The 22329-nt window shown below is 62.4% G+C and carries 22 protein-coding genes and 1 tRNA gene; 17 read left to right on the forward strand and 6 right to left on the reverse strand.

The window, feature by feature from the left end:
• The first annotated feature begins 199 nt into the window (after positions 1-199).
• The 7 genes from ssd to HMPREF2807_RS06170 all read left to right on the forward strand — a co-directional run bounded on the left by ssd (position 200) and on the right by HMPREF2807_RS06170 (position 4584).
• Positions 200-1216: a septum site-determining protein Ssd gene (gene ssd / locus HMPREF2807_RS06140; protein ID WP_070511212.1), complete on the forward strand. Its 1017-nt coding sequence runs from the start codon at positions 200-202 to the stop codon at positions 1214-1216.
• On the forward strand, positions 1213-2349 hold the full coding sequence (locus HMPREF2807_RS06145) for a TadA family conjugal transfer-associated ATPase (RefSeq protein ID WP_070511214.1): 1137 nt from the start codon (positions 1213-1215) through the stop codon (positions 2347-2349). Before ssd ends, HMPREF2807_RS06145 begins: the two co-directional genes overlap by 4 nt.
• Positions 2346-3095 carry a type II secretion system F family protein gene (locus HMPREF2807_RS06150; protein ID WP_070511216.1) on the forward strand — a complete coding sequence of 250 codons (750 nt, stop codon included), beginning with the start codon at positions 2346-2348 and terminating at the stop codon, positions 3093-3095. The genes HMPREF2807_RS06145 and HMPREF2807_RS06150 overlap by 4 nt, the downstream gene beginning before the upstream one ends.
• Positions 3095-3652, forward strand: coding sequence for a type II secretion system F family protein (locus HMPREF2807_RS06155; RefSeq protein WP_046647875.1), 558 nt, complete (start codon positions 3095-3097; stop codon positions 3650-3652). The genes HMPREF2807_RS06150 and HMPREF2807_RS06155 overlap by 1 nt, the downstream gene beginning before the upstream one ends.
• 79 nt (positions 3653-3731) lie before the next feature.
• Positions 3732-3920 carry a DUF4244 domain-containing protein gene (locus HMPREF2807_RS06160; protein WP_046647874.1) on the forward strand — a complete coding sequence of 63 codons (189 nt, stop codon included), beginning with the start codon at positions 3732-3734 and terminating at the stop codon, positions 3918-3920.
• Entirely contained in the window at positions 3920-4243 is a 324-nt protein-coding gene (locus HMPREF2807_RS06165) for a hypothetical protein (protein ID WP_070511219.1), read from the forward strand. Before HMPREF2807_RS06160 ends, HMPREF2807_RS06165 begins: the two co-directional genes overlap by 1 nt.
• The gene (locus HMPREF2807_RS06170) at positions 4240-4584 is read left to right on the forward strand and encodes an Rv3654c family TadE-like protein (protein WP_070511221.1); all 345 of its coding nucleotides are present in this window, start codon (positions 4240-4242) and stop codon (positions 4582-4584) included. The genes HMPREF2807_RS06165 and HMPREF2807_RS06170 overlap by 4 nt, the downstream gene beginning before the upstream one ends.
• Here the strand turns inward: HMPREF2807_RS06170 and HMPREF2807_RS06175 are convergent.
• Entirely contained in the window at positions 4581-6953 is a 2373-nt protein-coding gene (locus tag HMPREF2807_RS06175) for a DEAD/DEAH box helicase (protein WP_070511223.1), read from the reverse strand. The two genes, HMPREF2807_RS06170 and HMPREF2807_RS06175, sit on opposite strands and share 4 nt — an antisense overlap.
• A 91-nt stretch (positions 6954-7044) precedes the next feature.
• Between HMPREF2807_RS06175 and HMPREF2807_RS06180 the strand changes: the two genes are divergently transcribed.
• Positions 7045-7248 (forward strand): cold-shock protein, encoded by a 204-nt coding sequence (locus tag HMPREF2807_RS06180; RefSeq protein ID WP_010189920.1) that lies wholly within the window; start codon positions 7045-7047, stop codon positions 7246-7248.
• Here HMPREF2807_RS06180 and HMPREF2807_RS06185 read toward each other — a convergent pair.
• On the reverse strand, positions 7245-7838 hold the full coding sequence (locus HMPREF2807_RS06185; RefSeq protein WP_154761934.1) for a DedA family protein: 594 nt from the start codon (positions 7836-7838) through the stop codon (positions 7245-7247). The two genes, HMPREF2807_RS06180 and HMPREF2807_RS06185, sit on opposite strands and share 4 nt — an antisense overlap.
• Before the next feature lie 201 nt (positions 7839-8039).
• Between HMPREF2807_RS06185 and topA the strand changes: the two genes are divergently transcribed.
• Entirely contained in the window at positions 8040-10970 is a 2931-nt protein-coding gene (topA, locus tag HMPREF2807_RS06190) for a type I DNA topoisomerase (RefSeq protein WP_070511228.1), read from the forward strand.
• A gap of 544 nt (positions 10971-11514) precedes the next feature.
• Here topA and HMPREF2807_RS06195 read toward each other — a convergent pair.
• On the reverse strand, positions 11515-12888 hold the full coding sequence (locus tag HMPREF2807_RS06195) for a DUF418 domain-containing protein (RefSeq protein ID WP_046647867.1): 1374 nt from the start codon (positions 12886-12888) through the stop codon (positions 11515-11517).
• Positions 12889-12920: 32 nt separating this feature from the next.
• Complete coding sequence (locus tag HMPREF2807_RS06200) at positions 12921-14453, reverse strand: adenylate/guanylate cyclase domain-containing protein (RefSeq protein ID WP_070511233.1); 1533 nt, start codon at positions 14451-14453, stop codon at positions 12921-12923.
• Between HMPREF2807_RS06200 and HMPREF2807_RS06205 the strand changes: the two genes are divergently transcribed.
• Positions 14452-15699 (forward strand): DNA polymerase III subunit delta', encoded by a 1248-nt coding sequence (locus tag HMPREF2807_RS06205; protein WP_083306691.1) that lies wholly within the window; start codon positions 14452-14454, stop codon positions 15697-15699. The two genes, HMPREF2807_RS06200 and HMPREF2807_RS06205, sit on opposite strands and share 2 nt — an antisense overlap.
• A gap of 103 nt (positions 15700-15802) precedes the next feature.
• Positions 15803-15878, forward strand: a tRNA-Thr gene (locus HMPREF2807_RS06210).
• 84 nt (positions 15879-15962) lie between these two features.
• On the opposite strand, the gene HMPREF2807_RS06215 is transcribed toward HMPREF2807_RS06210, so the two are convergent.
• Positions 15963-17111 (reverse strand): site-specific integrase, encoded by a 1149-nt coding sequence (locus tag HMPREF2807_RS06215; RefSeq protein WP_070511235.1) that lies wholly within the window; start codon positions 17109-17111, stop codon positions 15963-15965.
• Positions 17098-17820 carry a hypothetical protein gene (locus HMPREF2807_RS06220; protein ID WP_070511237.1) on the reverse strand — a complete coding sequence of 241 codons (723 nt, stop codon included), beginning with the start codon at positions 17818-17820 and terminating at the stop codon, positions 17098-17100. Before HMPREF2807_RS06220 ends, HMPREF2807_RS06215 begins: the two co-directional genes overlap by 14 nt.
• A gap of 111 nt (positions 17821-17931) precedes the next feature.
• Here HMPREF2807_RS06220 and HMPREF2807_RS06225 point away from each other — a divergent pair, with 111 nt between their 5' ends.
• The 6 genes from HMPREF2807_RS06225 (at position 17932) to HMPREF2807_RS06250 (ending at position 22321) form a co-directional block, all read left to right on the forward strand.
• Positions 17932-18135 (forward strand): helix-turn-helix transcriptional regulator, encoded by a 204-nt coding sequence (locus HMPREF2807_RS06225; RefSeq protein ID WP_070511240.1) that lies wholly within the window; start codon positions 17932-17934, stop codon positions 18133-18135.
• Positions 18136-18507, forward strand: a complete 372-nt coding sequence (locus HMPREF2807_RS06230) for a hypothetical protein (RefSeq protein ID WP_070511242.1) — start codon at positions 18136-18138, stop codon at positions 18505-18507. It begins immediately after the preceding gene.
• Between the two features lie 15 nt (positions 18508-18522).
• On the forward strand, positions 18523-19074 hold the full coding sequence (locus HMPREF2807_RS06235) for a hypothetical protein (RefSeq protein ID WP_158010532.1): 552 nt from the start codon (positions 18523-18525) through the stop codon (positions 19072-19074).
• Between the two features lie 87 nt (positions 19075-19161).
• On the forward strand, positions 19162-19413 hold the full coding sequence (locus HMPREF2807_RS06240) for a hypothetical protein (RefSeq protein WP_070511246.1): 252 nt from the start codon (positions 19162-19164) through the stop codon (positions 19411-19413).
• Between the two features lie 178 nt (positions 19414-19591).
• The gene (locus tag HMPREF2807_RS06245; RefSeq protein WP_158010533.1) at positions 19592-21724 is read left to right on the forward strand and encodes an AAA family ATPase; all 2133 of its coding nucleotides are present in this window, start codon (positions 19592-19594) and stop codon (positions 21722-21724) included.
• A 231-nt stretch (positions 21725-21955) separates the two neighbouring features.
• Positions 21956-22321: a helix-turn-helix domain-containing protein gene (locus tag HMPREF2807_RS06250; RefSeq protein ID WP_070511251.1), complete on the forward strand. Its 366-nt coding sequence runs from the start codon at positions 21956-21958 to the stop codon at positions 22319-22321.
• Positions 22322-22329 lie beyond the last annotated feature (8 nt).

The raw sequence follows: 22329 nt of genomic DNA on the forward strand, positions 1-22329 counted from the left end.
CGGTTTATCCACACGAAATGTCCCTTAAGCCCGCTTAAGAGGAAAGTTTTTGGTTCCCTGTGAATTATCGGTACCTAAGCCCCGTAACTTTGTTTAAGAGTCAGCAAAATGGGTGCGAATGACGCGAAAACAGCCGAGTTATCCACAGGCGGCTAGGTAGCCCTAGCGCGCGGTTGGTTCCCTCGCGCATGCTTCAGGCATGAGCACGTTTCACCTAGTTATCGCCGTTGGGGACTCCACACTGCGAGCAGAGGCAGCATCGACGGCCGCTGCCAGTACTGCGGAAGTGAGCACTGTGGAGGATCCGCGGGACTTCTCCCGGCTCCTGCCCAAGGCGGATGCCGTCTTGGCTGATTCGCTGACAGCTCGCCTGGTGGCGGGACATCCACGGGTGTACTTCGTGGCGCTCGACCCGGGGCCGATCGACTATGAAGCTGCACTATGCTGCCGGGCTACAGCTGCCTTTATCCTGCCTGCGCAATCCAAGGAACTCCTAGGGGCGCTCGCCACAGAATCCAGTCCCGAGACAACGGTGTCCACTGGCGTGACCGTAGCGGTGACCGGTTCCGCTGGTGGCTTGGGGGCCTCGACGGTGGCGGCGGCGCTGGCCCGTGAGGTGGGCGCGGACCTTCTGGTTGATGCGTGCCCCAATTCCGGAGGGCTCGACTTGCTCATCGGCATTGAAAACAAGCCCGGCGCGCGGTGGCCGGATCTCGCTGCGGGGACCGGTGCGGTTGATGCGGCAGACCTCGTCCGTGCATTGCCCACCACCCCAGATGGCATCGCGGTTCTCTCGGCTGCGAGGTCGGCCAGCGCAGAGGCGGTTGCGATGAGCACGACACGGCGCGCGGCCATTATGCAGGCCGCCTGCTTATACCCAGGGACCGTGGTTGTGGACTGCCCTCCGTGGGATATCCCCGATGCGGCGGATCACGTAGTGTTGCTGACCGCCGCAGAGGTGCGGGCGGCTGCCGCCTGCGCGCAGCTGGTAGCAGAGCTTCGCGCCCGGCCGCAGGACTGCTCCGTCGTCGTGCGCCACCGCCAGTGGGCAGGCCTCGATTCCAGCGACATTGCCACGGTCACCCATGCGGATCCCATCGCTGACCTGCCGACCATCCGTGGTCTGACCCGCACGGTAGAAACGAGTGGGTTGCCGCGGCAGCTGCCACGCGCCCTGACGCGGGTGGCCCGCCAGATTTGGGAGGCCGTGGCATGAGCCTGCTCGATACGATGCGCACCATCGTGGCCTCCGAGCCGCAGCTTGCCCACGATGCTCCGGCCTTGGCGCGGCGTATTCGTCAGGAAGCCGGCGTCATCAGCGATGTTGATGTGCTTGACCTCCTGCAGCGTCTGCGCCACGATTCCGTGGGGCTGGGGCTGCTGGAACCAGTGTTGTCGCTGCCAGGCCTTACCGATGTCGTTGTCAACGGCCCCGATTCCTGCTTCGTTGATTGCGGGCAGGGCCTGCAGCCGCGTGACATTGGCTTTAGCGATGATGTCGAGGTGCGCCAGCTTGCTACACGGCTGGCTGCGGTGGCGGGCGTGCGGCTTGATGACGCGCAGCCTTTTGCCGATGGGCGCCTGACCCGCCCCGATGGCACGAGAATCCGGCTCCACGCGCTACTTGCTCCTCCTTCGGCAAGTGGAACCTGCATCAGCCTCCGCGTGCTGCGCCAGGCGCAAACCAGCCTGGGGGAGTTGGTGGCCAATGGGAGCATTGACGCCAGCCTGGAGCATGTCTTGCGTGCCGTGGTTAACCAGCGGGCATCCTTCCTGGTCACTGGTGGGACTGGCTCCGGCAAGACGACGTTGCTCGCCGCCTTGCTGGGGTGCGTGCCCGCCACCGAGCGCTTGCTTATCATCGAGGACACCCCGGAGCTTTCGCCCAATCACCCGCACGCGGTGACCTTGGTCTCGCGCCGGGCTAATGCGGAAGGACGCGGCGAGATATCCATGTCGCTCCTGCTCCGCCAAGCGCTACGCATGCGCCCGGACCGCATCGTCGTCGGGGAGATCCGCGGCGCGGAGGTCGTGGAGTTGTTGGCTGCGCTCAACACCGGGCACGATGGTGGTGCGGGCACCGTGCACGCAAACTCTGTTGATGAAGTGCCCGCCCGGATGGAGGCACTCGCCGCTCTCGGCGGGCTCGACCGCGTAGCGCTGCATTCGCAGCTTGCGGCCGCAGTGCACGTGGTCCTCGGGATGGAGCGCACACCGCAGGGGCGTCGGCTAGCGCACCTCGGCGTGCTGGAGGGAAACCCGGTTACACCGCAGCTGGTGTGGACGGTCGAAGACGGCCCCCTTCCTGGGTTTGCGCAGCTGTGCTCGCGGCTGGGGGTGGAACCATGATGTGGCTATTCCTTGCAGCGGCGTGTTTGCTCTCACAGCCTGCTTCGGTGACGCGGCTGGAATCGCCGAAGCCTCGCTCGCTGGCACCCGGGGCGCTCTTCCTCGGGGTCGGGTGCTGTGTCTTCTTCGGAAGGCCGACGGTTGTGGTGGCGGCCGGCTGCATCCTGGCCTGTGCGTTGTGGTTTGCCAACGACCTTGCGGCTTCCCGGCGCGAGCGCCGCGGCGCAGAAGCGCTCGCCTCCTACTTTGGCTCTGTTGCGGCCGAACTGCGGGCGGGATCGACGACGGCGGGCGCGCTTCGCCGGGGCGCCGACGCTCTTCCAGACTCCACCCCGGAGAATCTCCGTGCCGTGTTGAGCACGGCAGCGGGCCTCGCGGCGCAGGGCGGGGAACCCGCAGTCGCTCTCACCGCGCCGGAGGTTAGGCGCTACGCGGCGTTGCTCACGCTCTCCGGACGCCATGGCGTGGCCTTGGCGAACCTCATTGAGCAGGCCCAAAGCCAGCTGGATACCTCGCGCCGTCACGCCGGTGAGACCGCCGCCTCTCTGCAGGGGCCGCAGGCCACCGCGGTAATCCTGGCGTGCTTGCCGCTGGCGGGCATCCTCATGGGCGGGGCGATGGGCGCGAATTCTTTGGGGTTCTTGCTCAGCGGTGGTCTCGGGGGCCTGCTTCTCGACGTCGGCGTGGCACTCGTGTGCGCCGGATTCATCTGGTCGCGCTTGATATTGCGGAAGGTGGCGCAGTGATGGTCTTGACGTATATCTCCGCTGCACTCATGGCCGCGACACTCGCTGTTACCTCTGCTGCACCGTCTGGACGAATAGCCCAGTCGGGGTCGCGGACACCGCGCCCGAAGACGCCGCGCGATGGCCCAGCGGCAGAATACGGCCCGCTCGATGCGGCAAGCGACTTGGAGCTTTTTGCTGCTTGCCTAGAGGCTGGTCTCTCCACGCGCAGCGCGGTGCTAGCAGTCGCTGAAGCCTCACCACACTGGTCGGAGGCGGCGGCGCTCATCGGGGTGGGGGTTCCCATGAGTACGGCATGGTCGGCGTTGGCCAGTCAGCCGCATTTGGAAGAACTGGTGCGGCTTACGCAGCTATCGGGTGAATCGGGCGCGGCCATGGCGACTGGGTGCCACCGTTTGGTGGCGCAGCTGCGTGCCGAAGCCTCGGCACAAGCTACCGCGCGGGCGGAACGCGCTGGCGTGTTCATCGCAGCACCGCTGGCGGTGTGCTTCCTTCCCGCATTCCTAGTCCTTGGGTTGATACCTGTCCTCATCAGCTTGGGGCAGCAACTCTTCTAAATCAGCACATACAACTAACCACTCACCAACTCAGTACACATAACTGACACAAACAAGGGAAAAGAAAGCTAGGTACATCATGCAGAAAAAGGTAAACTACCAGTCACTATTAGGAAATGATGATGGTATGTCCACGATTGAATATGCCATGGGTAGTTTGGCCGCGGCAGCGCTTGCCGCGGTCCTCTATGCCGTGGTCAATGGTGGCGAAGTTACCAGCGCCATCACGTCCATCATCACCGACGCCCTGTCCAACTCCCCAGGCTAATGCGCGCGCTTGATGACGCCGGCTCCGTCACCATCGAGGCGGCATTGTCGCTGTCCGCGCTCGTCATCGTTGCCGCGGGAATCGTGGGTGGCATCGCCACGTTGTCGGCCCACCTCGCTGCCGTTGACGCCGCGGGTGCTGCAGCTCGCTCTGCCGCCATCGGGGTGGACTATCACCGCGATGGAGTGACAGTCAGCTTAAGCGAAAGCTCCGGTCTCATCACTGCTGAGGCCGCTGTGCCGGCACCCTTAGGGACCATGCGCGCGCAGGCGGTGTTTCCCGCGGAGATGGGTTCCGGTGGGGACGCGAAGGCGCGGCCATGAGGCGTCGTCAGCGCAGATGGGCGAGACTCCTAGCGGGTGAGGACGGCTATGCCACCGTTGTTACCGTCGGGATCATCGCCGCAGTCGCGTCGCTGCTGCTCGCGGTGGCGGCAGTCGGCTCGGTTGTGGTGGCGCGGCACGAAGCGCAGGTAGCGGCGGACCTCGCCGCGGTCTCGGGGGCGTGGGAGGTGGCCAAAGGCAGGGACGCCTGCACGAAGGCTGAGGAGGTTGCCGCGCTAAACGGCGCGAATCTCGACTCTTGCGTCATCGATGATCGCGATGTTGAGGTCACCGCCCGGCTGCGGGGGCGCACCGCTATTGCCCGCGCTGGTCCGGTCTAAGAGGTCATGGTGACCAGCGCGCCGAGGAGGGCTATAGCGCCTGCCTTGTCCAGTGGGTTGTTGCCGTTGCCGCATTTGGGGGATTGCACGCACGACGGGCAGCCGGACTCGCAGGGGCAGGAGCGCACGGCCTCAAAGGTGGCCTTGATCCACTCGGGGAATCGGCGGAAACCTTCCTCGGCGAAGCCGGCGCCGCCGGGGTGGCCGTCGTAGACGAAGACCGTGGGCAAGCCCGTATCGGCGTGCTGCGCGGTGGACACGCCGCCGATGTCCCAGCGGTCGCAGGTGGCAATGAGCGGCAGCAACCCAATGGCGGCGTGCTCGGCCGCATGGAGGGTGCCCGGGGTGCGCCCGGCGGTGACTCCCATCGCTGCGAGTGCCAGCGGATCGATGGTGTAGGCCACCGCTCGGGTCACCAGGCGCTGCTCCGGCAGGTCAAGGGGGATATCCTCGCCCACGGAGCCATCGGGAAGCCGCACCTGGTAGCCGGTGACCTTGTCGGTCACCTCAACCTCCAAGCTGGCCACCCACAGGCCGGGGGCGTAGTTCACCAGGTCATCGGCTTCGCGCAGGATGCGGATATCCGTCGTGGACTTCGGCTGCGTGGTGTAGTCCGGGGCCTTTGGCACGGCGAGGGCCACGCCCGGCTCGGCGGACGCCGAACCATCGCCTCCGCCGAGGTGAAGTTCCTCGATGACGAAGCTCTCCCCACGGTGCAGATACACCGCGCCGGGATGCACCTGGCTGACCGCGCGCGCGGAATCGATGGTGCCCAGCAGGCGGCCATCGGAGGAATCCACAATCATGACCTCCTCACCTGAACCGCCGCGCAGCGAGACGGCCGTGTGCGCGGTCTCCGGGGTGAGCTCGCTGGAGCCAGCCGGCAGGGGAGCGGCGAACCAGCCCTGCGGGCGCCGGCGCAGCAGGCCCTGCTGGGCTAGGTCGTGGACCACGGCTTCGGCGCGGAAGGCGGCTACGTCGGCATCTGTCAGCGGCTTCTCCACCGCCGCGCAGTACACGTGCCCGGCCAGGATGTAGGGGTTGGCGGGGTTGAACACGCTGGCCTCCACCGGTCGGCCCAACAATGCCTCTGGGTGGTGAACCAGGTAGGTGTCCATCGGTTCATCGCGGGCCACCAACACCACCAGCGAGCCCTGGCCGCGGCGGCCCGCGCGTCCGGCCTGCTGCCAAAAACTAGCGACGGTACCTGGGAACCCAGCGGTGACCACGGCATCGAGCCCGCCGACGTCGATGCCCAGCTCCAAAGCCGAGGTGGTGGCCACGCCGAGCAGGGAGCCATCGTCCAGCGCCTGTTCCAGCGCGCGGCGGTCCTCGGCCAGATACCCCGCGCGGTAGGCGGCAATCCGGCGTGCAAAATCCGGCCGGCCCAGCCTCCCGGAGAGCTCTTCTGCTGCCCGCAGCGCGGTGGTCTCTGCCGCGCGCCGCGAGCGCACAAAGGTCAACGTTCGAGCACCTTGCGCCACGAGCGCGGCCATCATCCAGGCCGCTTCCGTCGTGGCGGCGCGGCGCACAGGAGCGCCGTTTTGTCCCTCGATACCCTCCATGAAGCCCGGCTCCCACAGCGCGACCGTCCGCGCACCCGTCGGCGCGCCATCCTCGGTTACAGGGAGAAACTCGCGCCCCGTCAGCCGCGCGGCATGCCGGGCGGGATCCCGCATGGTCGCCGAAGCCGCAATAACCACCGGCCGCGAACCGTAGTGTGCGCACAGCCGCAGCAAACGCCGCACCACGAGTGCCACGTTCGCCCCGAAAACCCCGCGGTAGGCATGCGCCTCATCAATCACGATGAACTTCAAGTGCCGCAGCACCCGCGCCCACCGCTGGTGCGCGCCCAGCAGAGAAGAATGAATCATGTCCGGGTTGGAAAAGATGAACCGCGCCTGATCGCGGATGCCGGCGCGCGCTTCGGTGGGGGTATCGCCGTCGTAGGGGGCGGGGTGGACGTCGTGAAGCGCAGCGATGCTCTGCGTGAGCTCGAGCACCGTGCGCAGCTGGTCCGACCCCAGCGCCTTCGTCGGCGTGATGTAGAGCGCGCACGCGGTCGGGTCCTCCGCCAGGCGGGACAGGATGGGCAGACGATAACCCAGGGACTTTCCGGAACTCGTGCCGGTGGAGACCACCACGTCGCGCCCCTCCCACGCGGCCTGTGCCACGGCGACCTGGTGGGCATAGAGCTTGGCGACGCCTTGCTCCTCCAACGCCGACCGCAACTCCGGCAGCACCCACTCTGGCCACTCGGCATAGCTCGCTGGCTGGGCGGGCAGGGTAGTGGAGTGTGTTAGCTCGGACTCGGGGAAACGCTCAACGAGGTGCTCGACGAGCTCCTCACCCAGAGGGTTCTCACTCACGCTTGCCTCCACTAATCTGCTGCAGGTGTCCAAACGTGGCACACTAGTGCACTAGTTTGCATTAATTTATTTCCGCAAAGGACAACTCATCATGGCATACGGTACCGTCAAGTTCTTCAACGCCGAAAAAGGCTACGGCTTCATTGAGCAGGAGGACGGCTCCGGCGACATCTTCGTGCACTACACCGAAATCCAAGGAACCGGCTTCCGTACCCTCGAAGACAATCAGCGCGTCTCCTTTGAGATTGGGGAAGACGCTAAAGGCCAGCAGGCCACCAACGTCGAGGTGGTCTAGGGGGATTCGGCGTAGCCGCGCCGGGTATCCCACCATTCCAGCAGCTTATTCTGCCCCTTTTGCAGGCCGAAGCCGATGATGACGGCGGCGATGATGGAAATGAGCATGGCTATCGCGGGTGAGCCGGAGAAGGCCACGCCGCCGAGGTAGCCAATGGCTAGCGCCTGCGCCACCCACAACAGAACACCGAAGGTGTCGAAGAAGAAAAACAACGGCCAGGGGTAGCGCATGGAGCCCAGCAGAATCGTCATAAACAGGCGGGCCGAGGGGATGAAGCGCGCGATGATGATGGCCGCGCCGCCGCTGCGCCGAATATTACGCTTGACCCACGTTAAGGCGTCATAAGCCTTCGTTCCCTTTTGGGCTCTATTAATAAGGGCGATGAGCCGCGTTCCCAGGAGGAAGCACAAGTTATCCCCCAAAATTGCGGCAACCATGGCGACGAAAAACATGGTGGGAAGATGGGGAAAACCTTGGGAGCCAGACCAGGCGCCCACCATGTTGAGGGGAACCTCCGAAGGCAAAACGGGGAAGAAGCAGTCGAGGAAAATCAGTGAACCCACCAGCGGATAAATCCACTGTGTGGCCATGATGACCTCGAACCATGCAGTAATAGACGCAATCACGCTGTCTCCCAGTTGTGTGCTGTGAGGCGAATCCTCGGACGGCCAGTATAGACCCCCGGTTGTGTGGACGTGAACTGGCCTGAATAACTAGAGTAAGCCTCTATCTGTGTACTCTAGGGGCAATTGCCCAGCAGAGGACTAGCCATCGGAAGGGATGAAGTCGAAGTGGCAGAAGCTACCGGCCCGGGGAAGACCCTGGTCATCGTCGAGTCAGCAACCAAGGCGAAGAAGATTCAGCCTTACCTCGGCGATAAGTACATTGTTGAGGCCTCCGTCGGCCACATCCGGGACCTTCCCCGCGGCGCCGCCGACGTCCCCGCCAAATATAAGAAGGAATCCTGGGCGCGCCTCGGTGTTAACCCGGAGGATAACTTCACCCCGCTGTACGTCATCAGCCAGGACAAGAAGAAGAAGGTCGCTGACCTCAAGGCCAAGCTGAAGCAGTGCGACCAGCTCTACCTCGCAACAGACCCCGACCGCGAGGGCGAGGCCATTGCCTGGCACCTGCTGGAAGTACTCAAGCCCAAGGTGCCGGTGCGCCGAATGGTCTTCAACGAGATCACCAAGTCCGCCATCCTGGAGGCCGCGGAAAACACCCGTGAACTCGATGAAAACCTCATCGACGCCCAGGAAACCCGCCGCATCCTGGACCGCCTCTACGGCTACGAGGTCTCCCCGGTGCTGTGGAAGAAGGTCATGCCGCGCCTATCGGCTGGCCGCGTGCAGTCGGTAGCTACCCGCGTCATCGTCGAGCGCGAGCGCGAGCGCATGGCATTCATCCCCGCCGAGTACTGGGATCTCACGGCAACGCTGAAATCCACGCCGGATTTCGATGCGCGCCTGAGTGCCCTCGATGGCAAGCGCGTGGCCGCGGGCCGCGACTTCAACGATAGGGGTCAGCTGAAGAGCGACGAGGTGGTCGTCGTCAAGCAGGCCCAGGCGGAGCAGCTGGCCAGCGCGCTGGAGGGCTCCACCATGACCGTGGCTAGTGTCGAGCACAAGCCTTATTCGCGCAAGCCTTCCGCGCCGTTTATGACGTCGACGCTGCAGCAGGAGGCTGGCCGCCGCCTGCACTACACCTCGGAGCGCACGATGCGCATTGCGCAGCGCCTCTACGAGAACGGTCACATCACCTATATGCGTACCGACTCGACCTCCCTGTCCAAACAGGGCCTGGACGCTGCGCGTGAGGCTGCCTCCTCCATCTTCGGCGCGGAGTTCGTCTCAGATGGACCGCGCCGGTATGACCGCAAGGTGAAGAATTCCCAGGAGGCCCACGAGGCCATCCGTCCCGCCGGCGAGCGTTTTGCCACCCCGGGCCAGCTGGCCGGGCAGCTCGACGCCGAGGAATACAAGCTTTATGAGCTGATTTGGAAGCGCACCGTGGCCTGCCAGATGGCAGATGCCAAGGGAACCTCGATGAAGGTGACCGCAGCTGTCAACGCCGGCGGCCACGACGCTGACTTCTCCGCAACCGGCCGCACGATTACCTTCCCGGGCTTCCTCAAGGCCTACGAGGACGTCGCGGCGAAGGGCTCGAAGGAAGAGTCGCGCCTGCCGCACCTCAATGAGGGCGACACGCTGAAGACCGCTGCGGTTACTGCCGACGGCCACTCCACCAACCCGCCGGCGCGCTATACCGAGGCCAGCTTGGTCAAGAAGATGGAAGATTTGGGCATTGGGCGCCCGTCGACGTACGCCTCCATCATCAAGACCATCCAGGACCGCGGCTACGTGCTCTCCCGCGGCAACGCGCTGGTGCCCTCGTGGGTTGCCTTCGCGGTCGTTGGCCTGTTGGAGAATAACTTCACTGAGCTGGTGGATTATGACTTCACCTCCTCCATGGAGGATGAGCTCGATGCTATTGCCGCCGGTTCGGAGAACGGCACGGATTGGCTGAATAACTTCTACTTCGGCAACACGGAGGCCGGCGAGCGCAAGGCCGCATCCATCGCGCGCCACGGCGGCCTGAAGTCCTTGGTGGACATCAACCTGGAGGCCATCGATGCCCGCCAGGTCAACTCCCTGCGCCTGTACACCGACGCGGAAGGCCGCGATGTCTTCGTGCGCGTGGGCCGCTACGGTCCGTATATCGAACGCGCCGTGGGCACCAACGAGGACGGCACGGTGGAGTACCAGCGCGCCAACCTCTCGGAGACGGTCACCCCGGATGAGCTCAACGAGGCTTTGGCAGAGAAGCTCTTTGCCACCCCGCAGGGTGGGCGCGAGTTGGGACAGAACCCAGAGAACGGACGCACCATCGTGGCCAAGGAGGGTCGTTTCGGCCCGTACGTGACCGAGCTGGTGCGTGACGACGAGCGCGAGAAAGCCGAGGCCGAAGCCGAGGAGATCGTTAAAGAGGAGCGCGCCGCCGAGGACGCCCAGCGCGCGGCCGAGGGCAAGCGCGCCAAGAATTGGGAGACCAAGACTGCGGCGAAGCAGAAGGAAAAGCGCATTGCTGAGTACGTCGAGGAGAAGCTGAAGCCGGGCACCGCCTCGCTCTTTGCTTCGATGGAGCCGTCCAGCGTCACCTTGGAGGAAGCGCTGAAGCTGCTGAGCCTGCCGCGCGAGGTGGGCGTGGACCCCTCAGACGGCGAGGTCATCACCGCGCAGAACGGCCGCTATGGCCCGTACCTGAAGAAGGGCAAGGATTCCCGTTCCTTGGCCAAGGAGGAGCAGATCTTCTCCATCACCCTGGACGAGGCGCGCCGCATCTACGCGGAGCCGAAGCGCCGCGGCCGCGCGGCCGCACAGCCGCCGATTAAGCAGCTGGGTGACAACGACGTCTCCGGCAAGCCGATGACGGTCAAGGACGGCCGCTTTGGCCCGTACGTCACTGACGGCACGACGAATGCCTCGCTGCGCCGCGGTGACGATCCGGAGCAGCTTACCGACGCCCGCGCGAACGAGCTCCTCTCCGAGCGCCGCGCCAAGGACGCAGCGAACGGTGGGGCGAAGAAGTCGACGAAGAAGAGCACTAAGAAGTCGACCAAGAAATCGACCAAGAAGGCCACGAAGAAGTCGAGCAAGAAGGCGACGAAGAAGCCTTCACCGGGCACGAAGAACGTGGTCAAGGCCGGATCGCGCAGGAAGTAGCAGGACATGAAGACCAGCTTCGCCCGCGACATGCTGGACCGCACCCAAGAGGGCACCGAGGCTCTCCTGCGCGCGGTGGGCCCGGCCTTTGCTGGCCGCGATCACCTCACCCTCGGCGCGCTCGCCGCGGGGGAGACTGCAGTCTGGTCACGCCTGTTTAACTGGCGCATGCTCGGCACGGCCACGACCGCCGCTGTACCCGTGCTGTTGGCCCTGCGCCCAGACTGCGCACCGGAGACCCGCGTGGGGCTTATCGCCGCTTCGCTTGGCCAGGCCGCCAAGCGCGGCGCACCAACGACGTTCGGCGTGACGTGCGTGAGCGTGCAATACGCATCCTTCGCGTGGGCGCTGCGCGGTGCGCGCAATGATGCGCTGGGTTGGGGCCTGCGCGCCGGCGCGTGGGCCGCGGGCAGTGCACTGTCCCGTACTCGCTGCGAGCGCCGCGCCACGGCTATCGCCGGAATCCCGGCGGCTGCGCTCTCCGCGCTAGCTGGTGACCCAGCCCTGCGCGCTGCTGAATCTACGCAGGGGCTGAGCCACGGTGCTAACCTGCTTCTGGCCTCTGAGGCGCTGACGGTCCTGAACCCGGCTGAACAGCGCCAGGATGCGGGCCTGCGTGGCCGGGTTCTGGATGCGGCGCAGTCGGCGGCACAGACGGTAGGCCTGGTGCTGCTGGTGGATGGGCTGGCGCGGAAGGGCCGCGGTTAGGCGCAGCACCTAATTCCGGGCGCATCGTCTTGCCATAGGACAAGCGTCGGTGTACCCATTCGAAGGGCCCGGGCTTGCCCGCGGCCTCGAGCGCGCAGGCGATGAGGAGCGTTGCTAGCCATACGCCGGTGGCTAGCGCTGCCTGGCCCGCGGCGCTGAGCTCCGGGCCAATGTTGAGGGTAAAGGGGTAGACCAGCGCCAGGAAGAACACGGACTGCAGCACGTAGCCGGTCATGGAACGCTTGCCCAGCGCAATCAGCGGCCACAGGAACCAGGGGCGCGCACCACGGCGCTGCAGGGGTTCTAGGGCGAGTGTTGCCCCCGCCACGATGCCCGGCCCGGTGAGCATGCCGATGCAGCTATTCGCCGCGTTGAGGGGTTCCGCTAGAGCTGGGTCCAGCACCCCAATCGTCGACAAGCCCCAGGGCAGGCCGAGGAAAAGGATGATGGCTAGGGCCAAAATGGTCCACGCCCACAGCTCGCGCCGATGGCCCCCGGCCAAGGTTCCGCGGCGCGCCCACACGAAACCTACGAGCATCACCGGAAGGACCAAGGCTCCCGTCAGGGGAACGGAAAAAGCTTGGGCGCCGACCATGATGGCCTGCTCACCCAGCAGCTCCCAGTAGGATTCGGCGGCGGTGAAGCCGCTGAGATCAAACTCCGACGTATCGACAAGCGCGGCCCCAACGCCCATTCCGATACCCGCCACAACCAGCAGCGCACAGAACCCGTAGGCCACGCGCATGAGGAGCTTGTCGGTTAAAGTAAGCAGCAACGCAATGAGCATGCCCATCGCGCCGTAGAGCAGCATGATGTCGCCGGAAAAGAGGAAGAGGCAGTGCAGGGCACCGAATAAAGCAAGAAAGCCATAGCGCTTTGCCAACACGGCCTGCGCGCGCCGCAGTGGGAAGCCGCGTCGCCACAAGCTCATTGCGATAAGCCCCACGCCAAAGCCGAGAAGCGTGGAGAACATCGGCAGGCCGCGCACATGCACGAACATGGCGGAAAAGACCACATAGACTTCGTCAACGAGGGTATCGACGCCGCCGAAATAGGCATCGGGGCCATCGCCGTCGTTCATAATCCACGCGGTGCAGACATTAGCCAGCGCGATGCCCAGCAGGGCCATGCCGCGGGCGACGTCGGGGACGAGAAGACGAGGACTCGAATACTGGCGTGGCGGATGGGGCTGGTGGGGCTGATGAGGCATGGCCCCAAGCTACCAGAAGCACAAAAACTTATTTATCCGAGAGCGCGTTCCGCCAAGGTCGGGCGAATCGGGCGCGCCAGCTGCGTCATGCGGCGGCGCCCGCGCAGCTCAATAGACTTCATCAGCGTCCAGCGCGCTTGCTCCGCCTCGTTGGCGCCGCGCAGCGTGGCGGAGTTGGTGAGCACCTGGCCCGGGGTGTCCTTGGCCAGTTCGGTGAGACGGGCGGCTTCGTTGACGGCATCACCAATGACCGTGTATTCAAAGCGATCCGCACCACCAATGTGTCCGGCCACCACGTGGCCCGCGGCCACGCCGATGCCGGCCTGCAGCCGCAACCCGCGCAGTTCCTGGCGAAGCTCGCGGGCGGCCTGCAAAGCCATGGAGTTCGCGTCGTAGACCGTCAGCGGGGCACCGAAGACGGCCAGGGCGGCATCACCCTGGAATTTGTTGATGATGCCCTTGTTCCGGTGCACCACCTCAACGACGTGCTCAAAGAACTTGTTGAGCTCCTCCACCACTTCTTCCGGGGTGTGGTTGACGGCGAAGGTGGTGGAGCCGATGACGTCGATAAACAGCACCGCCACCTTGCGGTCCTCGCCGCCCAGCTCCGGGCGTTCCTCCAGGGCGCGCTGGGCCACCTCGGCGCCGACATAGCGGCCGAAAATATCGCGCACGCGCTGGCGCTCGCGCAGGCCGCGCATCATCTCGTTAAAACCGGCCTGAAGAACGCCGAGCTCGGAGCCGTCGTAGATGTCCACCTGGACGTCACTCTCGCCGCGGCGCACGCGGTTGATGGCGTCCTGCAGCTCAATGATGGGATCGACCACGCTCATCATCGCGAACATGGTTCCCATGAGCCCGGTGCCCAGCGCGGTAACGGTCAGCGCGACGATAGCCGGCATGATGTCTGAGGTCTCAGGGCTAAACAGACCCGCCTGCTGGCCCATGAGGACAAGCACGATGCCAATGAGCGGGATGCCGGAGGTCATCATCCAGGTGGAAAGCAGGCGGTACTTAATCGGCGGCTCCAAGGTGGAATCCTCAAAGCGCCGCGCCACGGCCTCCGCAGCCACGGGGCGCACGAGGCGCTCCGCCTGCAAGTACGTCAACAGCACGATGAGGCCGCCGGCCAATGCAGCAGAAACACCGACTACCACGGCCAGCCGCGCCGAGTGCTGGCCTGCCAGCACCACCGCCAAGATGATGCCCAGCAGCCACACGCCCGCGGCCACACCGGCCTGGTAGAGCGGGATGCGCAGGACCAGGTTACGCACCATATTGGGGTCATGGTCATCGGGGCTGCGCTGCCAGTCCAATACCGGTCTGAACAGCCGAAGTGTTACCGCTATGCCGATGATGACCGCAAAGGTCACGAACAGCGTGCCGTAGGTCCACAGGTGGGGCGTGTGAGCGATGAAATCGGAGATCTCCGGCATGGGGAGAAAGAAGACCACGAAGGTCATGATCGCAATGGCGCCGATGATGTTGGCTCCAAGGACGAGCGCGGCGTACATCGGCCATTGAGTACCCCATAACCAGCGGGCGCCACGCATCAGTCTGTTCATGATTAACAACTCTAGTTATCCCAGTAGGCTAGGGCGAGTGAACACCTCCAGCGTTGCCGAAAGGCTTGCCGACGCCCCCTCCGTCTCCCACACCATCCTCAGTGCTGCTCGCGCGGCTCGCGGTGAGGGCGACTCGCGAGCGATGAGCCACTCCTGGCTTTTTACCGGCCCTCCCGGTGCCGGCCGTTCGCTGGCCGCGCAGTGCTTTGCCGCGGCGCTCATGTGTACGTCCGCCGATGAGAACGGCAACCCCGGCTGCGGGCGCTGCCCCTCCTGTCAAAGCGTCCTGGACAATCAAGAGCACACCGACTTGGTCTACGTGGATCCGCAGGAGCAGTTCATCACCGTGGGCGAGGCCCGTGAGGTCATCGGGCGCGCCGCCAGCCTGCCGAGCGTGGCGCCGTGGCGCGTGGTCATCTTCAACAAGGCCGACCGCCTGCGCAATGAGGCCGCCAACGCGCTGCTCAAAACCGTGGAGGAGCCCCCGGAGCGCACCGTCATCATCATGGTGGCGCCCTCGGAGGATCCGGAGGACTTCTCGGTCACGCTGCGCTCGCGCTGCCGTCACCTTTATATTCCGGCGCCGAGCGTGGAGGGCGTCGTCAAGCAGCTCGTCGCCGAAGGTGCCAGCGAGGATGACGCGCGTCTGGCCGCCGTGACCACCCTGCGCCACGTGGGGCGTGCGCGACACCTGGTCAACGAACCCGCCGCGCAGAAGCGCCGCGCCATGGCCATCAACCTGGCCGAGGATGTCTTCCACGGCTCCCAGGCCTTTCAATCCGTTACTGCGCTGCTGAAATTCATTGAGAAGGAAGCCAAGGACTCCCACGCGGCGGCGGAGGAGGCGGAGCGCTCCAAGATTGAACAATCCTTCGGCGTCGGCGCTAAGGGCAAGGGCGCGACGAAGGCGCAGCGCGACGCCCGCAGTGCCCTGAAGGATATGGAAGAGCTCCACAAGAAGCGCGCTAAACGACGCATCTCCGACGGCCTCGACATCGCCCTCGTGGATCTCGCCGGTATTTACCGCGATGCGCTCATGCTCAAAGTCGGCGCTGAGGTGGAGATGACCCACCCGGATTTCGCGGGCCTAGCGGGCGAACTTGCCCAGCGTGTCAGCGAAGATGGCTTGCTGGCTGCTCAGTCCGCCATCCGCACCTGCCGCGAGCAGCTGCCGCAGAACGTCACCCCGCAGGTGGCTTTCGACGGCATGGTGGGCCGCCTGCGCCTGGCCTGCGGTGCGCGTTAACCTGCAGCAAGTGCTGTGCGTGCCCCACATCAAGAAGCCCGATTTCTTTCTCAGCCCCGGCCTAGGCTAAACTCTCACGCGGTGCATATACACACTGCACCGTGCCGCCTTAGCTCAGTCGGTAGAGCATCTCACTCGTAATGAGAAGGTCGCGAGTTCGATTCTCGCAGGCGGCTCCACATTAAATCCCCCGTGACCAGCATGAATGGTTGCGGGGGATTGTTTCATTCAGCGAAATACCGGCCTCCGTGGCTACATTTTGGCTACACTCCCAGACAACTGACGCTATCGTGAAGGGTGTTAAGCGCTTCTCCAACTTGGTTCAGGTCATCTGGAAACAGGTCTGCATAGACGTTCAGAGTGACCGCTGCAGACTCATGCCCAAGGAGACCTTGGACGGCCTTCACGTTGGCCCCAACACTGATAGCGAAGCTCGCGCAAGTGTGCCGAAGCCCATGGGGTAGGACTGCAGGAAATTCCCCCGGCCTCCCCTCGTCCTGCCACTTCTTCGCTGCTGCCTCAACACTTGGTTTAAACACCCGGGTGCGATAGTTCCCCACATCGAGGCGTTGCCCTTCCGCTGATAGGAACAGAGGGCTGTCTGACGGCCTCGACCCAATAAGGTCAATCAACTTTCGGCAAAGGAACTCAGGAACTGGTACCCGCCGATTCTCGTAGGTCTTCGTAGGGCCAACGACCCCATAGTCTTTCACGGACTTATCGACATGTAGTCGCCGTGAAACTGGATCGAAGTCTCCAACATCTAGTGCTGCTATCTCGCTGATGCGCGGCCCGCAATACGCCATTGTGTAGATGATGGCTTTCTCGTTGTCGGTGTTCTGCACCTGGGCAAGAGTCTCGACTTGCTCGGGCGTGAGATAAGCGCGGCGCGGGCTGCTTTCCCGTTTAACGGAGATTTTTTGGACTGGGTTCGCTGGAATCATCTTCGCCTCAACAGCGGTCTCGCAGAGCGCTCGAAGGACATAGACCGCACGAAGGATTGTGTCCCGCTTCTTGCCTTCGGATTGCATGTCAGCGACCCACTGGCGCACGTCTGGAGCTGTGATGCGGTTGACTGGCCATTCTCCCCAGCGTGGGGCTATGTGAACGTTGTAGGCCGAAAGATTGGTTCGTTTAGTGCGTGGGGCTAGAGCATCCTGGGAGGGGAGCCATAGTGAGTGGATCTCGGAGATTGTGGCGCGGCCCGCTTGGGGGTGAATGAAGGTTCCGGTGCTCTTGGTTCGTTCAACTTCGTCAGCGAACTTTTGGGCATCCTTCTTCCTTTTGAATCCGCGCTTCTTTGTCAGTTTTCGGTCTGGGGTGCGGTATTGCACCATGTACCGCATTGCGCGCTTTTTGGCCTTCTCGTCGCCTTCTTTGTACTTGAGGTAGTACGTCTCAATGTTTGCCATCTTGGTCATACTCCACTACGTGCTCGTCCTGAATCACGCCGCCGAGCTCTACGATCCAGGCTTCGACCTTCGCCAATTCAGCTTGCTTCTTCTGCATTCGATTGATGTACAGCTCTATAGCTTGCTGCTTTGATGTTTCGTCGCCCAGGACCTCGAACATCTCGAATGGGCCTCGAATCTCTCGTATTTCGTTTAAGACCTTTCGCATGTGACGAACGGCGCTTAATAGGCGTTGTTCCCTGCCTAGTTCTCGCTCGTTGCGAAGGTCTAGAGGTCCTTGTCCCCAATCTAGTTCCGACCTGTATTCGCGGCGCCCCTCGACCTCTCCTAGTTCCTCGCCGGTCTCTGGGGAGAGTACGGGGTTGAAGCCGTCTGGGAGTGTTTGACGTTCGCCGGTTATCCACATCAGCGCGTCTAGTTGGTTCACTTCTCCGGTAGCTGGGAGAAGGTTGAGGCGCCCGTCTGGGAGCTCAGGGAGTAGTAGGGAAACTGGGGGCACCCCCAGGGCCGCCGCGAGGGTTAGCCAGTCTGCAACCGAAATGGTTTTGCGTACTCCGCGCCGGTATTCGGATATCGCTGTTCGTGATAGCGGGTTTCCTAGTTTCTCAGTCCTTTCAGCGATCCAGCGGTCTGACTTTCCTTTGCGTGCTTTTTCTATTGCTTGTCCTATGTTCGCGATTATCTCTTTTTGCCACTCTTTTGACTGCATGCCAGTCACATTAGTGAGTTGTTGACAATTTTTCCAACACACTGTAAGACTAAGTGTATAGCAGTCAATACTGCTAGATTTTGACCGATATTCAGTCACTAAGGAGAAGTCATGACTGATTACACACCTGAGGATATGGCGCGCCTCTTCCCGAACACCACCCGGCAAACCTGGGCTCAAATGCGATACCGGGGAAATGGCCCGAAGTACTACAAGGTCGGCCGCAAGGTGTTTTACCGCCCCCAGGACGTTGAGGCCTGGAAGGAATCTCAGCTTCGCACCCGTACAGACGAACTCCCCAGGGAGGTGGCATAAGTGAGGAAGCACTACCTCCCCCAGGACTCGCTCGCTTATCTCGCTGACAGTGTGCTCGCTTCGCTCGACGCCGCTAACGCGGAGATTCAAGACGTCGACGGTCGTTGCCCAGAGTTCAACGAGCTACCTGACAACCTGCAGAACGCGATCTACATCCTCGACAGCATTCGCGAAGCAATCCGCCGTGAGGCGATGCATCACAACGTGCACCGCGCCACTCACTACAGCAACGGTCTTCCTGTTCGCCTGCACTACAAGGGCGAAGTCGTTACCGACCCGGAGGGCATGGCCTACCGCCCGGACAACATCACGACGATGCACCCCGGTGGCACGCCTGACGTTGCTATCCCGAATCAGAACTACGCCGCTTAAGGAGAAGGAATGTCCATGAAAAACGAGAAACCCCTCGCCGGTGCTGGGAACACCAACGAGGGAAACAACGAGACTGGTAAGAACTCGAATACACGTGAGTCTAGCAGCCATGAACTTCGCAGGGCTATCCGCAAGGTTGAGGCCGCAATCGCGAACAACAACCAGATTCTTCGTCGCATCAACGAGAAATCTATGACCGCCACCCCGGAGGTGTTTCGCGCCCTGGACGCGAAGTTCGGTGCGGTTCAGAAAGAAAACACCGCGCTGAATAAGCAGCTTCGCGCCCTCGTTGAAGAGTGCTACGAAGCTAGCCAACGTGAATGGCGTGCCGCGAGGAAGTACCGGGAAGAAGAGAAGCGTCATGAGGCCCGCATGCGTGAAGAGATCACTCGAATCACAGGGCAAGACGACTTGTCACCAATTGACCTGAAATACGAGATTGTCGAACGCTACCGCTCCGGTGGCGACTACATGACCATCCTCGACGCGATGAAAGCTGTTGACGACCTCAACCTAAAGCGCGCAGGTCTCAGCTCCTGGGGAGAAGGTGACGACGAGTGCTTCTGACAGACCTTCTCGACCAGGCCGGCGCCATCCTTGTTGCCGACGCCGAAGGCCTACTCCAACACCTCGACCTTGCGAAGGAGGCCAACTATGGCAGGTAAGAAGCGAACCGACATCGAAGAGTTCACCCTACGTCTTGAGCAAGACATCAACGAGCGCATCGCTCCAATCGAGGAGGAATACGCCGAAGAGCGCAAGAGGCTCGTCCGCGAAAACCGGCACAAAGACCTCGCAGTTTTCGACGCCCTAGAAGAGCTAGAAGACATCGCGAGTACTTGCTCCGACGAGTTTGCTTCCGGCTCCATTCGGGAGGTGATCGAAGCCCTTGAAGCTGTCTTCTAGGCCGGTGTTACGCCGAATGAGAAGACAGTCCAAGCGTTAGCCCTACTGGCAGGCGCCAGCGTTCGAGCCGCTGGAGGGCACCAGGCCCACGCACGGAAAGGTGCGCAAACAGCGTGGGCACCCCGACACAACTCCATTTCGTCTCTCCGACAGTCCACACGAAAGAAAGATTCTTGAAGTGCACAGCGCTGTTAACTCTTATCAAAGATTCCTTGAAGCCCTCGACCGAAGCGGCCTCCACTACCGTGAACTCGAATCCGGCACACGCGCGCGGTTTCAAACCCCGGGCCACAACCTACGGCACGCAAATGATTTCGGTGGGTCGGTGCTCTACAACGGGGAGCAAGTCGCGCTTTTCTTCTTCGATGAATCAGATGACGAACAGACCAAGGAGCGACTTCTCGACGAGCTTGGCCTAACATGGGCCGACCTCTTCGACAGCCCGAAGGGTGTTCGTTATGACTATGGTGATGGTCGTTTCGTGCACCGCTCGCCAGAGAAGTCGTTCAAGCAGTCTGGCAACACGAAGGGCACTAACCTTTACGGCCTGGCCTCGTTGGCTACACCTGGCCCGGTCTACGTAGTAGAGGGCGAGAAGGACGCCACCACCGCCGCCGCCGTTTGGGGTGCTGCCGCCGTATCCCAAGCACAGGGTGCGGGCACTAGCCCCGCTAGGGCCGACTGGACGCCGCTTAAGGGCCGTGAGGTCATCATCGTTGCCGACAAGGACAGCCAAGGCGAGAAACGCGCCTACAACGTCCTAACCCACCTCACCGGCCTCACCGCCCGCCCGGAATCGGTTCGCATTGTTCATGCCGCCGAAGGCAAAGACCTTACCGACCATATCGCCGCCGGGCGCACTGCCGACGACCTCGTCGCTGTTGGTGAGAAGGTTGGTCGCCGCCGCGTGAAGCTCGTCAAAGCTGGCAGCGTGAAAACCGAGAAAGTTGATTGGCTCATTCCTGAGTGGATTCCCGCGAACATGCTCACTCTTCTCGCCGGGCGCGAAGGTATCGGTAAGTCGACTATCGCATGTAGTTGGGTAGCGGAGTTCAGTAATCGGGGCATGAAGTGTGCCTACCTCAACTCCGAAGATTCCCGCTCATTCACCGTTAAACCTCGTCTGCAGGCTGCAGGGGCCAACCTCGACAACGTCTTCTTTATCGACGTTGAGACAGAGACCGGGGCCGAAGGTCTTCTTCGTCTACCGCAGGATACTGACCTTCTTTTTCGTGAGCTTTCCGACCAGGGCGTGAAGTTCGTCATCCTCGACGCCGCGAAATCATCAATGGATTCAAAGCTCAACGGTAATAACGACGACGATGTTCGCCAGTTCCTCGAACCGCTCGCAGCAGGTGCGGACAAGTACGGTGTCACCCTCATTGGCCTGGCACACTTCGGCAAGAAAGAAGGCACTGATACTGGCCGTCTTCTTCTAGGTTCTATCGCCTGGAGTCAAGTAGCCCGTAGTGTGCTCTCCGCTGCTGTAGACAACGATGGCAAGATTATCGTCACTAATACGAAAGCTAACTTGGCGCGTGGCATTGTTTCGCGCGAAGCCACTATCGTATCCCGCCTGGTACAGCTCGACGATGGAGAGCTCACCGAACTAGGTGTCATTGAATGGGGCGAGTTCACCGATACGTCCGCTACCGAACTTCTCGATCGACGAGACAGCAACGAGGGCCAAGACGAACGTAGTGAGATTGAGGCCGTTGTTTTCGACTATCTCGAATCATGCGGTGGTAGCGCCCCAGCTGGAGACGTCCTTAAGGTAACGAGGGCTGCAGGGCTTAATGACAACGCCGTCAAGAAGGCCCGAAAGAAGATCGGAATCAAGACCGAGCGTCAAGGTTTCGGCAAAGGCGCCAAGTGGGTATGGGCCATAGATTCCACCATAGGTGCCATAGATTCCCATATACACGAACGGGAATCTATGGAATCTATGCGGGAATCTATGGGAGACGCCGCACCCGCCCCGGCTCGTCCCCTCGCCGCCGAGCGCGACTCAACCGGAGAACTCTTCGCCCTCAACACCCCCACCGTAGATGCCGAAGATTCCCACTCTCACGAACGAGAACCTAAGGGCATCAATACGCCTACTGCTCCCCATGGAGACGACCTTGAGGCCACTGTTCTCGACGCCCTCGACACCGCCCGAGGACAGTCCACCGACCAGATTCAGAAACACCTCACCAAGCAACAGCTCGACCAAGCCGGCGACTTTTACACCATCATCGAACGCCTGCAGATGAAGGGGCTTATCCGCATCAACGAGCGCGGCCTGTACGTACGTAAGGAGACAGCATGAGGGCACGATTCAAGGCACCAGGCGCCAGGTGGCGAACTGGAGACCTCGGTATTAAGCGAGTTGTTAGAAGGCAGCGGCACACCGTTTTGACGGTTCAGATTGCAGGCCGTGACGGCACGACTGTGTGTTTCGAGATTAAAGACCGCGATATCTACCGCCTAGCTGACGCACTCGTCGACTCGTACGAAGAAGTAAACCCTCCTTCCCATTGCCAGAGAGGGGCTTAGTTTCATGGTTCTTTCGTTGCCGCGCGGTGGGATTGTTATTGACGCTGAGAGTGCCCGCGCGATCTGTAGTGCGCTGCTGTCAGTCAACGATAGGCTCAACCGGCACGGTGGCCGGCTGAACTTTGAGCTCATGACCCTTGTGGCACAAATTCGTTCCGCAATCGGAGAGACGGAACCTGCTCCGCGAGGGTTCAACGAGCATGTCGAATATGAACTGATTGACGCTCAGCAGGCTGCAAGCATTCTAGGTTGCTCGCCAAGGAATGTTCGTTCATTAGCCGCAAAGGGTCGGCTTCCTGGCGCTAAGCCCGGTGGGCGTTGGCAGTTCAACCGCGAGGACATCGAAGTCTATCGCGACTACAAGAACTAATAGTCCAC

Source organism: Corynebacterium sp. HMSC074A09 (genome assembly GCF_001811545.1).
Classification (GTDB): domain Bacteria; phylum Actinomycetota; class Actinomycetes; order Mycobacteriales; family Mycobacteriaceae; genus Corynebacterium; species Corynebacterium hiratae.

Bases quoted from the DNA above. Each gene is read 5' to 3' on its own strand.
- ssd (WP_070511212.1), top strand. From the start codon at position 200: ATGAGCACGTTTCACCTAGTTATCGCCGTTGGGGACTCCACACTGCGA.
- HMPREF2807_RS06145 (WP_070511214.1), top strand. From the start codon at position 1,213: ATGAGCCTGCTCGATACGATGCGCACCATCGTGGCCTCCGAGCCGCAG.
- HMPREF2807_RS06150 (WP_070511216.1), top strand. From the start codon at position 2,346: ATGATGTGGCTATTCCTTGCAGCGGCGTGTTTGCTCTCACAGCCTGCT.
- HMPREF2807_RS06155 (WP_046647875.1), top strand. From the start codon at position 3,095: ATGGTCTTGACGTATATCTCCGCTGCACTCATGGCCGCGACACTCGCT.
- HMPREF2807_RS06160 (WP_046647874.1), top strand. From the start codon at position 3,732: ATGCAGAAAAAGGTAAACTACCAGTCACTATTAGGAAATGATGATGGT.
- HMPREF2807_RS06165 (WP_070511219.1), top strand. From the start codon at position 3,920: ATGCGCGCGCTTGATGACGCCGGCTCCGTCACCATCGAGGCGGCATTG.
- HMPREF2807_RS06170 (WP_070511221.1), top strand. From the start codon at position 4,240: ATGAGGCGTCGTCAGCGCAGATGGGCGAGACTCCTAGCGGGTGAGGAC.
- HMPREF2807_RS06180 (WP_010189920.1), top strand. From the start codon at position 7,045: ATGGCATACGGTACCGTCAAGTTCTTCAACGCCGAAAAAGGCTACGGC.
- HMPREF2807_RS06185 (WP_154761934.1), bottom strand. From the start codon at position 7,838: ATGGCCACACAGTGGATTTATCCGCTGGTGGGTTCACTGATTTTCCTC.
- HMPREF2807_RS06195 (WP_046647867.1), bottom strand. From the start codon at position 12,888: ATGCCTCATCAGCCCCACCAGCCCCATCCGCCACGCCAGTATTCGAGT.
- HMPREF2807_RS06205 (WP_083306691.1), top strand. From the start codon at position 14,452: ATGATTAACAACTCTAGTTATCCCAGTAGGCTAGGGCGAGTGAACACC.
- HMPREF2807_RS06200 (WP_070511233.1), bottom strand. From the start codon at position 14,453: ATGAACAGACTGATGCGTGGCGCCCGCTGGTTATGGGGTACTCAATGG.
- HMPREF2807_RS06215 (WP_070511235.1), bottom strand. From the start codon at position 17,111: ATGGCAAACATTGAGACGTACTACCTCAAGTACAAAGAAGGCGACGAG.
- HMPREF2807_RS06220 (WP_070511237.1), bottom strand. From the start codon at position 17,820: ATGCAGTCAAAAGAGTGGCAAAAAGAGATAATCGCGAACATAGGACAA.
- HMPREF2807_RS06225 (WP_070511240.1), top strand. From the start codon at position 17,932: ATGACTGATTACACACCTGAGGATATGGCGCGCCTCTTCCCGAACACC.
- HMPREF2807_RS06235 (WP_158010532.1), top strand. From the start codon at position 18,523: ATGAAAAACGAGAAACCCCTCGCCGGTGCTGGGAACACCAACGAGGGA.
- HMPREF2807_RS06240 (WP_070511246.1), top strand. From the start codon at position 19,162: ATGGCAGGTAAGAAGCGAACCGACATCGAAGAGTTCACCCTACGTCTT.
- HMPREF2807_RS06250 (WP_070511251.1), top strand. From the start codon at position 21,956: ATGGTTCTTTCGTTGCCGCGCGGTGGGATTGTTATTGACGCTGAGAGT.